This is a genomic window from Streptomyces sp. NPDC048671, from assembly GCF_055587045.1.
The window spans coordinates 34,099-45,759 of the sequence record NZ_JBVJHB010000005.1 but is presented as its reverse complement, the minus strand read 5'-3'; the positions used below and the strand labels follow the sequence as shown (position 1 = coordinate 45,759).

Below are 11,661 nucleotides of genomic sequence, written 5' to 3'. Positions count from 1 at the left end.
CAGATCTCATGGAACTGTTCGACACCGCGACCGTACTCACCCGGGTGATGACCTCGGGTGTGGTCATGAGCATCGAGAAGAGCGACCGCGAACTACCGGGCCTGGAGCGCCTGCTGACCAAGCGGACCGGGCGTTCCCACGCCGTTCTGCTCAACAGCCGCAGCGCCGCCGTGCACGCGGCTCTCGCCGGCCAGGGCATCGGCCACGGCGACACCGTCCACGCGCCGGATCTGTCCGCCAAGGACACCGCGTTTCTGAGCTGGCTGGGCATCGCCGCGACGAGCGATCCGGGACCGGCCGCCTTCGACCACATCTCGCTGGACGCCGGCCGGGACCAGTTGTTCGACGACCGGGCCCGCGACCGGTCCGCCCCCGCCCTGGTGGTGGACCTCACCGGTCTCGGTTTCGGCCCCGCCGCCGCGATGCTCACCGACGACCGCGCGGTCTGGGCCCGCGCCGAACGGCTGAAGATCTTCGGCGCCCACGACCTGCGCACCATGTGGACGCAGGAGGAGGCCGACCCGGACCTGATCCCCGGCGTGCAGTTCAACTACCGGCTGAGCCCGCTCGTCGCGGCCTGTGTCCGGATGGCACTCAGCCAGGCCGCGCGCCCCCTCACCACCGGAGCCCCGTCATGATCACCGACTTTCCCTCCGCCCCGCTTCCGCTGCCCTCCGCCGAGGAACTCACCGCCGAACTGGCCGCCTTCGGCGGCGAGGCGCTGATCCCCAAGGAACTGCGTCGCACGCTCTTCCCGGTCATCACCAAGGAAGACGTCTTCAACATGCTTCTCTCGCAGCGCCGTTCGCCCGAGAAGGTCGTCGCCGACTTCGCCGAGGCGTACCGCGGATATGTCGGTGCGGAGTACGCGCTGCCCACCGCGAGCGGCACCTCCAGCCTGCATCTCGCCCTGATCGGCGCCGGTGTGCAGCCTGGCGACGAGGTCATCGTGCCCGCGTTCACCTTCATCGCCACCGCGCAGGCCGTCGTCGCCGCGCACGCGGTCCCGGTGTTCGTCGACATCGACCCGCGTACCTACTGTATGGACCCGGCGGCCGCGGCCGCCGCCGTCACCGACCGGACCCGGGCCCTGATGCCGGTGCACGTGCACGGCCTCCCGGCCGATGTGCCCGCGCTGCGGGCGCTGGCCGACCGGCACGGCATCGCGCTCGTCGAGGACGCCTCGCACGCCCACTCGGCCCGGATCGGGGACCGGGTCGCCGGCTCGTTCGGCGACGCCGCCGGCCAGAGCCTGATGGCCGACAAGAACTTCCCGCTCGGCGGCGAGGGCGGCATCGCCTTCTTCGCGACCGAGGAGGCCCACCGGCGCGCCGCCGACCACACCCGGGTCAACGGCATCGACTACGAGATGTCCTGGGTCGCCGCCGCGTTCGGCGCGAGCCAGCTGGAGCGGCTGCCGTACTACGACGAGGTGCGGGCCCGTAACTCCCGGCTGATCGCGGACACGCTGAACGCCACCGGGTTCTTCCGCGCCCCGTACGTGCCCGAGGGCCACGTCCACGCGTACAACATGTACCGGATCTCGCTGCGGCCCGAGGCCGTCGGCCTGGAGGACCTCCCGGTGTGGGCGGTCAAGGACGCGGTGCACGATCTGCTGGTCGCCGAGGGCGTACCGGCGCGGGAGTGGCAGAACACCCCGATCCCCTGCCACCTGCCGTTCGTGCACCGGGCGGGGTTCGGCAACGGCTACCCGTTCACGCTCAACCCCGGGGCGGTGCGCGACCACCGGCCGCAGGACTTCCCGGCGACCCTCGCCATGCTCGACTCGACGCTGGTCCTCTGCCGCGAGCTGCGCTCACCGGTCGAGTACGAGCGGGCGCTGCGGTACGCGGACGCCTTCACCAAGGTCGCCCGCCGCCCGGACGCCATCCGCAAGCTCGTCCAGGACGGCGACTACCGCCGGCCCTACGAGAAGGCGGCCCGCCTTGGCTGAGCAGGCGACACTCCAGAACCCCCCGTCCGAACGCAAGACCCGCGTCGCGGTGATCGGCGCGAGCGGCTACACCGGTGGCGAGGTCATCCGGCTGCTGCTCAACCACCCCCACGTGGAGCTCGCCTTCCTGTCCGCCGAGCGCGGAGCCGGGAAGCAGGTGGGCGCCGTCCACCCCTGGCTGCGCAACCACCCCCGGCTGGCCGGGATCAAGCTGCGGCCGCTGGACCAGCTCGGTGAGGTCGACGTGGCCATCACCTGCCTGCCCACCGGGGCGCTGCCCGAGCGGCTGCCGCGGATCGCGGACCGCGCCAAGTACGTGCTCAACCTGGCCGGGGACTTCCGGCTGACCAACCCGCAGGAACAGGCCAAGCACTATCCGGCGTCGGTGGCCCACCCGCCGGCCGACGAGTTCCTCTACTACGTACCGGATCTGTCGGAGTCACTGCCGGAGGGCAGGTTCATCAACCTGCCCGGCTGCATGGCCGCGGCGACGATCTACGCGCTCTACCCGCTCTTCGCCGACGGACTGGTCGAGCGGGACGTGGTGGTCGACGCCAAGACCGGCTCCACCGGTGGCGGCCGAGGCGGCTCCGAGCAGCCGGCCGAGCGCTCGGGGAACTTCCGGGTGCACAAGCTGCACGGCCACCGCCATCTACCGGAGATCACCCAGGCGTTGACGCACTTCACCGGCAGCGCCCCCGATCTGCGCTTCTCCACGCACAGCCTGGACGTGCCGCGCGGCATCCTGATCTCCGCGTACAGCAGGCTGAAGGACGGCGTCTCCCCACTGGACGTCAAGCGCGCCTACGCCAGGGCCTACGCCGGCAAGGCGTTCCTGCGGGTACGGCCCTCCCCCAAGGCCCCGCAGGACTTCCCGATGCTGAAGGCCGTCGTCGGTTCGAACATCGCCGAGGTCGCGGTCTCCGTGGAGGGCGACGCGTGCGTGTCCATCGCCGCGATCGACAACCTCATCAAGGGAGCGGCGGGCCAGGCGGTCCAGGCGATGAACCTGGCCCTCGGGTACGCCGAGTGGACCGGTCTCAGCTGCGCGGCGGTGGCACCGTGAACCGTCCCCTGTACGTGGTCAAGGTCGGCAGCGCCACCCTGGACCGCGGCTCCGTGTACGCGGAACTGGCCTCGCTCGTCGCACGCGGCGCCCGGGTCCTGCTGGTCGCCGGGGGCGCCGCCGGTATCGAGCGGCACTACGGCGCCATCGGCCGGTCCATGCCGCAACTGCGGCTCGCCAACGGGGACGCGGTGCGCTACTGCCCGCCCGAGGAGATGACGCATCTGGTCGACGCCTACGAGCGGGTCACCCTGCCCGCGGTCGAGGACGGTCTGCGCGCGCTGGGCGTCGATGTGTTCACCGCGGTCGCCGCACGCGGCGGCCTGGTCACCGGCCGCGCCAACCGGCCGCTGAAGACGGTGGGTCCAGAGGGCCGCAGCCGGGTGGTGCGCGACCACCGGGCCGGGGTGCCGGACGGGATCGACACGGCCCGGCTGCGGGCCCTGCTGGACGCGTACGACGTGGTGTGCCTCTCCGCGCCGGTACGTGACCGGGAGGGCGGCGCCCCGCTGAACGTGGACGCCGACGTGCTCGCCGCCGCGCTCTCCAACGCGCTGGGCGCCGACCACCTCCGCCTGGTCACCGGCACCGCCGGACTCCTCACCGACCCTTCCGACCCGGCGTCGACGCTGCGCCACGCCCACCCGGGCGAGGCGGCGCGGTACGCCGGCGGCAGGATGCGGCAGAAGGTGCGTGCCGCCGAGATGGCGCTGGAGGGCGGCAGCGCCGACATCGCCATCACCGGTCCGCACACACTGGCCGACCCGTCCGGCTGGACCCGGTTCTGGCGGGGCGGCCGGCCCGAGGAGGACCTGACCCTGCTCGGCCGGGCGGTCGGGGTCCCCTCGGTCTCCGGCGACGAGCACGAACTCGCCGCGTACCTGCTGGACTGGTGCGCCGAACGCGGCATCGACGCCAAGATCGACGCCGCCGGGAACCTGGTGGCCACCAAGGGCACCGGGGACCGCGGCCTGCTGCTGCTCGGCCATCTGGACACGGTCCCGCACCACTGGCCCGCCGAGTGGCGCGAGGGCGAACTGCACGGCCGGGGCAGCGTGGACGCCAAGGGCAGCCTCGCCGCGTTCCTGGAGGTGCTGGCCGCCGCCGACGTACCGGCCGACGGCCGGCTGCGGGTGGTGGGCGCGGTCGAGGAGGAGATCTCCTCCTCCAAGGGCGCCTTCCACGCCCGCGACCACTATCCGGCCGACGCCGTCGTGATCGGTGAGCCCAGCGGCAGCGACAAGCTGACGCTCGGCTACTACGGCCTGTTCAAGCTCCGCGTCACGGCCTCCGTGGACAGCGGGCACTCGGCGGGCATGGACGCGGTGTCCGCGCCCGACACGCTGATCCGGGCCGTGGACGCCATCAGGGCGTCGGTGACCGAGCAGGCCCCGGACGCCCTCAGCGCCGTCATCGACGTCCGCTGCGAGACCGGCCGGGAACGCCACCGCGCCGTCGGCATCCTCAACTTCCGGGTGCCGCCGGGCGCGGACCTCGACGCGCTGCGCACCGCCGCCCTGGCGCACGAGGGCGACGGCGTCGGGATCGTGATGGAGCGGGCCACCCCCGGCCACAGCGGAGGCCGTACCAGCTCGCTGGTGAAGGTCTTCACCCGTGCCTTCGGGCAGACGGGCGTGCGGCCCCGGTTCGTCGTCAAGAAGGGCACCTCGGACATGAACACGCTCGCCACCACCTGGCGCGGCGTGCCGATGGTCGCCTACGGCCCCGGTGACTCCGCACTCGACCACACGGACCAGGAGCACATCGGCGCCGAGGAGTACCGCACCGCGCGGTCGCTGCTGGGCGACGCGGTGGCCCGCTGGTTCGCACTGCCGGAAGGGAGCAGGTGATGACCGTACTGACCGACACGATCGACGCACAGGGTCCCGCGGCCGCCGCCGGCCCGGACCACGGACTGCTGGTGGAGCGGGCGCTGCGGGCCCGCAGACTCGTCGTCGACATGGCCGCGAGCCCGCGCGGCTGCCACCTCGGGGGCAGCCTGTCCGTACTGGACATCCTGATCGCGGCACTGCACCGGGCCGCGTCCGGTGACGGCACGGAGGTGGTCCTCAGCAAGGGCCATGCCGCCGCCGGTCTGTACGCGGCCCTGTACGTGAACGGCACCCTGCCGGAGAACCCGGCCCCGCTGTACGGCATGGCGGGCCACCCCTACACCGGCCATCCGGGCCCCAAGGTGCCCGGGGTGCGCTTCCCGACCGGCAGCCTCGGGCACGGTGTGCCGTACGCGGCCGGCTGGGCGATGTCCCGCCGGCTCGCCCGCCGGCCGGGCCTCGGGATCGCCGTGACGGGCGACGGCGAGCTCCAGGAGGGCCTCGTCTGGGAGACCTGCCAGGTCGCCGCCGCCCAGCGGCTGGGCAACTTCGTGCTGGTGGTCGACCGCAACGGCGGCCAGAACGACGGGATGGTCGCGGACGTCTCACCGCTGCCGCGGCTGGCCGAGCGCTTCGCCGCCTTCGGGTTCGAGACGGCCGAGGTGGACGGACACGACCTCGGCGCCCTCACCGAGGTGCTGTCCGGCGACCGTTCGGCGGCCACCCGGCCGCTCGCGGTCGTCGCCGACACGGTCAAGGGCAAGGGCGTCCCCGCCGTGGAGGGCAAGGCCGCCTCCCACTACGTCACGATCGACGCGGCGCGCGCCGCCAAGTGGAAGCGAGCGATCCGATGACGGCGACCGTGACGGAGGCGCAGACCCAGCGGGCGGCGCCGAAGGCCCTCTCGGGCCGGGACGCCTACCGCGACGAGCTGACCGCGATCGCCGCGCGGGACCCCCGGGTGCTCTGCCTGGAGGCCGACCTCGGCGGCAAGAAACACCCCTTCCAACTGGCCCACCCGGAGCGGTTCTTCAACCTCGGCATCGCCGAGGGCGCCATGGTGGACATGGCCGCCGGTCTCGCGGTGGGCGGCTACCGCCCGTTCGTGTCGACCTTCGCCCCGTTCGCCGCGCTCAGGGCGGCCGAGAGCCTCAAGCTCACGCTGGGCTACCTGGGCGCCGGGGTCACCGTCGTCGCGCCCTACGCCGGCGTCTCCGGGGCCTGGTTCGGGACGACCCACCACTGCCTGGAGGACCTCGCGGTCCTGCGCAGCGTGCCCGGCGTGACCATCGCGGCGCCGTACGGGGAGGCCGAGATGCGGGCCGTCGTGCGCGCCGCGGCCCGCTCCGGCAAGCCGTACTACATCCGTACCGGGCGCAACGCCTCGTACACCTCGCTGCCGGCGGACGGCCCCGAACCGCCCCTGGTGAACTGGGACGCCGAGGGCCGCTCCGGTGAACCCTGCCTCGTCTCCGTGGGCGAGGAGGGCACCCGGCTGGCGCTCGAAGCACGCGAGCGGCGCCCGGAGCTCGGCCACGCACATCTCGTCCATCTGGACCACGCCCACCTCGCCGACGCGGCCGACGAACTGGCCGGAAAGCACCGGCGGTTCGTGGTCGTCGAGGAGCACCGGCGCGAGGGCGGTGCCGCCGAGGCCCTGGCGCTCCTGATGCCCCGGTGCGAGGTCGTGGGCGTGAACGCGGGCCACACCTGGCCCACCGAGGGCGGCGATCACCGCGAGGTGATGGCCGGGCTCGGATTCGATCTGCCCGCCGTGCTCGCCGCGGCCGCCTGACCGCCGCACCCCTGAACTCCCCCGATCCTGCCGAGAAAAGGAATCTCCCATGCACATCCTCATGGTCGAATGCAACCCGAACGGCATCGCCGGCATCGCCAACGCCCTCCAGCTGGGGCACGACGTCACCTTCGTCTCCGCCGACCCCGACTTCTACCTCGGCGCCTCGCCGCTGGCCGAGGCGGCGTTCGCCCACCCCAAGTGCGATGTGATCAAGAGCGTCGAGGCCTTCTCCATCGATGAGCTGGAGCGGCTCGCCAAGGAGATCCACGCCGCCAAGCCGGTGCACGGCGTCACGACGTACAGCGAGTACCACACGGTGCACGCCGCGTCGGTGGCCCGCTCGCTGGGCCTGCCCGGAATGAGCGTGGAGGGCGCCCTCAACGCCCGCCACAAGCACCGCACCCGCCTCACCCTGGAGCACACGGACGTGCGCCAGCCGCGCTTCGTGGCCGTCGCGGACCCGAAGGACATGGTGGCGGCGGTCCACGAGATCGGCTTCCCCTGCGTGGTGAAGCCGTCCGACGGCACGGCGAGCCTGCACGTGCTCCTGCTCCGCGACGACCAGGAGCTCACCGACTACCTGGCCGACCTGGCGAAGGTGGACGACTACGGCCGCGGGGTCACCCGCATCCCGGAGATCGTCGTCGAGGAGTTCATCGAGGGCGAGTTGGTCTCGGTCGAGGCCTGCGTGCTCCAGGGCGGCGAGATCGTCAACCTCGGCATCACCGACCGCAACCTCAGCGGCTTCCCGTACTTCATCGAGATGGGCCTGACCTACTTCCGCGGCCACCCGCTGGAAGCGGAGCTGTTCACGATGAACGAGAAGGTCCTCAAGGGCCTCGGTGTCGACTTCGGCTTCATCCACGCCGAGTACTTCCTCGCCGCCGACGGCCCCGTCCTCTGCGAGGTCAACGGCCGGCTCACCGGCGGCATCGTGCCGCAGCTGATGGAGCTGTCCAGCGGCGTCAACCCCTACCTGGAGGTCATCCGCCAGGCGCTGGGCGAGCGGCCCGAACTTCCCTTCCCCGGCGAGGTCATCGCCGGCGGCCACTGGTTCGGCTCGCCCGTCGACGGCGAGATCGTCTCCATCGGCTTCGACCGCCTCAAGGGCACCCCGGGCTTCGAGGAGGCGCTGGCGTACGCCAAGCCCGGCCGCACGGTCTCCCGGCTCTCCAAGAGCAACTTCGACTGGCTCGGCCACCTGATCTACACCGGCAAGGACCGCGACGAGGCGGCCGGCCGGGTGCGGGCGGCGCTCGACGACATCGAGTTCACCATCACGGCGAAGGTGGCCCGCTGATGCGCGTCGCCATCCCGGAGCTCGACCCGGGCTCGCTGTACGAAGTCGCGGTGGAGGACGGGCACTTCGCCTCGGTCCGGGCCGTCGCGGACCGGGACGCGGACGACCGCGTCACGCCCGAGCTGTGGCCCGGCTTCACCGAGGCCCACGCCCACCTCGGGCTGCCCGCCAACTTCGACGACTCACTGGACGACCCGCGCATCTGTGCGATGCAGTACCTCTACCACGGGGTCACCCACGTCGTGGACATGTTCGGCTTCCCGCTGGTCAAGGACGGCTGGGAGCAGGGCAGGAGGGAGTCGGGGCTGCCCTGGCCCGAGGTGGCCCACTGCGGTTACGCGGCCACGGCCACCAAGGACATCGACGGCCACTACGGCCACGGGGTCGAATTCCCGGCCCCCGTCTTCATGCTGGGCGTCCAGGACGACCTGGCCACGGTGCTGGCGGCCAACGCGGTGCGCGGCGCCACCTTCCTGAAGGTCATGTTCACCGAGGGCGCCGAACAGCCGGAGAGCGCCAAGCGCTTCTCCCGGCTGCCGGCCGACATCCTCGCCCACGTACCGAGGCTGGCCGCCGAGGCCGGTCTGAGGACGGTCATCGACTGCAACACCCGCGACGAGGTGATGCAGGCCTACTCCTTCGGCTTCCGGATCTTCGCCCACCCGGTGCGGGACGTCGGCCTGTCGGCCGCCGACTGGCAGCAGTTGGAGGGCGCCCGGTTCGTCTCCACCCTCAGCGGGCTGCGCCCCATGATCATGGAGCGCGAGGACTTCCTGCGCGAGTACGAGCGGCCCGGTTTCCGCGAGACCCAGGATCTCGCCAACCTCGCGTACGTGTCGGAGATCGAGGAGCCGTTCGGCATCCAGTTCCAGGTCCAGGACACCCGGACCGCGGCGCTGGTCAACATGCGCGACAACAGCCTGGCGGCGCTGGAGCGCGGAAAGCTGCTGATCGGCACGGACTGCGGCAACACCGGTGCCTTCCACGGCGACGCGCTCAAGGGCGAGCTGGATCTGCTGGCCGGTGACGACCTGGGCAAGCCGGGGCTGCGCGAGGCGCTGCTGCGTACGGCGACCAGCACGGCCCGCGGCTTCTTCGACGAGCTGTCGGGGCGCGAGCCGGTGACGGACCTGATCGCGCAAGGCCTTCCGGCCACCTTCAACCTGATCGCCCCGGCCGCCGCCGGCCGTCCCCTGTCGGAGCTTCCGCAGGCCACCTACGTACAGGGCAGAGCTGTCGACCGCGACGCGATCGTGGCGGCGATCCGCGGCCTGCGCGCCACCCCCACCCAAGGAAAGGTCACCGTATGAGCCGCCAGGAACGCCATGTCCTGAGCCCGGAGACCCGCAAGGTCCTGCTGGGCGTCAACTCCGGCATCGCGCTCGCCCACATCGGCAACTACATCTGGTTCCCGCATCTGATCTCGACGCTCGGCGTGGAGTACAGCGGCTTCTGGGCCGGGTTCGTGATGTTCCTGACGTACGTGGGCCGGCTGAGCGCCACCTTCTTCTACGAGGGGGTAGCCGCCCGGTTCGGTACGCGGTCGAGCATCATCGTCGGCATCGCCGTGGAGGCCGTCGCGCTGGGCGGCATGGGCTTCGCGCACGGGGTGCTGTTCTACAGCCTGCTCGCCTTCTTCGTCGGCTTCGGCTCCGGGGTGTCCTTCCCCGGCCTGAAGAACATCCTGGGCACACTGCCGGAGAAGGACCGCCCCAAGGCCTTCTCCTCGTTCCAGATGTCCTGCCAGCTCGGTGTCATCGCGGGCTCGGTGATCGGCGGGATCTTCCTCGGCTCGTCCATGGCGATCCTGTTCCTGGTGGTGTTCGTCCTGTTCGCCGGGTACTGCGCCGCCGCGGCCTCGTTCATCCCCGCCGACGCGGGCGCGAAGGCCGACCCGTCGGCCGCGAGGGCGCCCCTGGTCAACGTCGCGATCCTCAAGGGCCTCCAGCTCGGCGGTGGCGGCAGCTACTTCCTGCTCTCCAGCGTCTTCTGGGTCCTGTCGATCACCTTCCTGGTCGGCATGCCGCTGCACATGGAGGAGTTCGTCTCCGAGATGCCGGTCTCCACCCCCTTCTGGATCACCGGTCTCGCGCTCCTCGTCTTGCAGTACCCGGCGTTCCGCTACATGTCCAAGCGGCTGCGCCCCGGCCAGGTCATGGGCGTCGCGTTCCTGGCGATGGCGGTGGCGTACACCCTGTTCGGCGCGGGCCAGACGGCGACCTGGGTGGTCGTGGGCTGCCTGGTCGTGGTCTTCGGCGACATCCTGTTCACCCCGTCCTTCGACCTCTGGGTCGCCAACCGGATGCCGGCGGACCGGCTCGCGCGGGCGATGGGCGCGATGCACTTCTTCCGCAGCTTCGGCAACATGATCGGCACCCTGTCCGCCGGGGCGCTCTACGATCTCTCGCGCTCCACCGACACCCCGGGCCTCAACTGGTACGTGGTCGGGGCGATCGCGCTGGTCTGCGCGGGCGTCAGCTTCCTCTCCGCACGGCGGGAGGGCGTTCCCGCCACGAGCGAGCCGGCGAAGGCCGCGCCGACCGCGCAGGTGCCGCCCGCTCCGGAGCCCCGGGAGACGGCCGGGACCACGGCTTGATCCCGCTTCCCCCCACGTACGGCGTACGAACAGAGGGACCCGGTCCGCTTCCGCGGACCGGGTCCCTCTGTTCGTACAGGTACCACTAGCGCACTCAGGCGGCCGTGCGGCCGTTCACCAGGCGCGGGAGGAACCGGAAGCCGATGCCTCCGGCGATCATCGTCGCGGCGCCGACCAGCAGGAACGTGGTCTCGGCGGCACCGGTCTCGGCGAGCTCGTCCTTGCCCTTGCCCTGCTCGGCCGGCTGGTTGCCGACCGAGTCGGTGTCGGTGTTGTCGGCGCACTCGGCGCCGTCGAGGTCGACGGTGCAGGTGCCCGCGTTGCCGCCGGCGGTCCCGGAGCCGGAGCCACCGGTCGCCGCGTCGCCACCACCGGTGGCATCTCCGCCACCGGCCGCCGCGTCGCCACCACCGGCAGCAGCGTCACCTCCACCGGCCGTGGCGTCCCCGCCACCAGCGGCGGCATCGCCACCACCAGCCGCAGCGTCCCCGCCACCGGCGGCAGCGTCGCCACCACCAGCAGCATCTTCACCACCAGCCGCAGCGTCGCCACCACCAGCAGCGTCCTCACCACCGGCCGCAGCGTCGCCACCACCAGCAGCGTCCTCACCACCAGCGGCAGCATCACCACCACCGGCAGCGTCCTCACCACCGGCCGCGGCTTCGCCGCCACCGGCGTCATCGGCGCCACCGGCCACGTCAGCGCCACCGGCCACATCGGCGCCACCGGCCACATCGGCGCCACCAGCGACATCGGCGCCACCAGCCGCGTCGCCACCACCAGCGGCGTCCTCGCCACCCGTGGCGTCACCGCCGTCGGTCGCGTCGTCGTCGCCGGAGACACCGATGTTCACGCCGTCCTGGCTGGTCTCGGCACTGATGCCGATACCGATTCCGACGGCCTGCGCCGCACCGGCGGCGGTGAGCGAGGCGCCTGCGGCGATGACCGCACCCGCGGCGATCCGCGCGACGCGTACTCGCGTCTTCTTCGTCATGTGCTGCTACCCCCAGTAGCTGTTCTCGTCAGTGGAGCAGCCATATGCGGGCCACGGCCCTGCGGGGTTTGCTCCGAACGCCGGCCGACGTCGTGCCGTGGCCGTGCCGCCCGCCCCCGAT

The 11,661-nt window shown here is 72.0% G+C and carries 10 protein-coding genes; 9 read left to right on the top strand and 1 reads right to left on the bottom strand.

Translation table 11 applies throughout. The annotated features are described in order from the left end of the window. The first annotated feature begins 8 nt into the window (after window positions 1-8). The 9 genes from ACZ6S6_RS11235 to ACZ6S6_RS11195 are packed head-to-tail and all read left to right on the top strand — an operon-like array spanning window position 9 to window position 10,546. Window positions 9-638 (top strand): degT/DnrJ/EryC1/StrS aminotransferase, encoded by a 630-nt coding sequence (locus ACZ6S6_RS11235; RefSeq protein ID WP_362961384.1) that lies wholly within the window; start codon window positions 9-11, stop codon window positions 636-638. Then, a complete protein-coding gene (locus tag ACZ6S6_RS11230) occupies window positions 635-1,954 on the top strand; it encodes an aminotransferase class I/II-fold pyridoxal phosphate-dependent enzyme (RefSeq protein WP_469705056.1) in 1,320 nt (439 codons plus the stop codon). Before ACZ6S6_RS11235 ends, ACZ6S6_RS11230 begins: the two co-directional genes overlap by 4 nt. Continuing rightward, the gene (argC, locus tag ACZ6S6_RS11225; protein ID WP_469705054.1) at window positions 1,947-3,020 is read left to right on the top strand and encodes an N-acetyl-gamma-glutamyl-phosphate reductase; all 1,074 of its coding nucleotides are present in this window, start codon (window positions 1,947-1,949) and stop codon (window positions 3,018-3,020) included. The genes ACZ6S6_RS11230 and argC overlap by 8 nt, the downstream gene beginning before the upstream one ends. Next, window positions 3,017-4,870 (top strand): M20/M25/M40 family metallo-hydrolase, encoded by a 1,854-nt coding sequence (locus tag ACZ6S6_RS11220; RefSeq protein WP_362961390.1) that lies wholly within the window; start codon window positions 3,017-3,019, stop codon window positions 4,868-4,870. Before argC ends, ACZ6S6_RS11220 begins: the two co-directional genes overlap by 4 nt. Beyond that, a complete protein-coding gene (locus tag ACZ6S6_RS11215; protein ID WP_469705052.1) occupies window positions 4,870-5,706 on the top strand; it encodes a thiamine pyrophosphate-dependent enzyme in 837 nt (278 codons plus the stop codon). Before ACZ6S6_RS11220 ends, ACZ6S6_RS11215 begins: the two co-directional genes overlap by 1 nt. Next, on the top strand, window positions 5,703-6,647 hold the full coding sequence (locus tag ACZ6S6_RS11210) for a transketolase family protein (RefSeq protein WP_469705050.1): 945 nt from the start codon (window positions 5,703-5,705) through the stop codon (window positions 6,645-6,647). Before ACZ6S6_RS11215 ends, ACZ6S6_RS11210 begins: the two co-directional genes overlap by 4 nt. 49 nt (window positions 6,648-6,696) lie before the next feature. Next, window positions 6,697-7,950, top strand: coding sequence for an ATP-grasp domain-containing protein (locus tag ACZ6S6_RS11205; RefSeq protein ID WP_469705048.1), 1,254 nt, complete (start codon window positions 6,697-6,699; stop codon window positions 7,948-7,950). Beyond that, on the top strand, window positions 7,950-9,260 hold the full coding sequence (locus ACZ6S6_RS11200; RefSeq protein ID WP_362961398.1) for a hydrolase: 1,311 nt from the start codon (window positions 7,950-7,952) through the stop codon (window positions 9,258-9,260). Before ACZ6S6_RS11205 ends, ACZ6S6_RS11200 begins: the two co-directional genes overlap by 1 nt. Further along, window positions 9,257-10,546 (top strand): MFS transporter, encoded by a 1,290-nt coding sequence (locus tag ACZ6S6_RS11195; protein WP_469705045.1) that lies wholly within the window; start codon window positions 9,257-9,259, stop codon window positions 10,544-10,546. The genes ACZ6S6_RS11200 and ACZ6S6_RS11195 overlap by 4 nt, the downstream gene beginning before the upstream one ends. Window positions 10,547-10,640: 94 nt before the next feature. Here the strand turns inward: ACZ6S6_RS11195 and ACZ6S6_RS11190 are convergent, their stop codons facing one another. Beyond that, the gene (locus ACZ6S6_RS11190; RefSeq protein ID WP_469705043.1) at window positions 10,641-11,540 is read right to left on the bottom strand and encodes an LPXTG cell wall anchor domain-containing protein; all 900 of its coding nucleotides are present in this window, start codon (window positions 11,538-11,540) and stop codon (window positions 10,641-10,643) included. Window positions 11,541-11,661 lie beyond the last annotated feature (121 nt).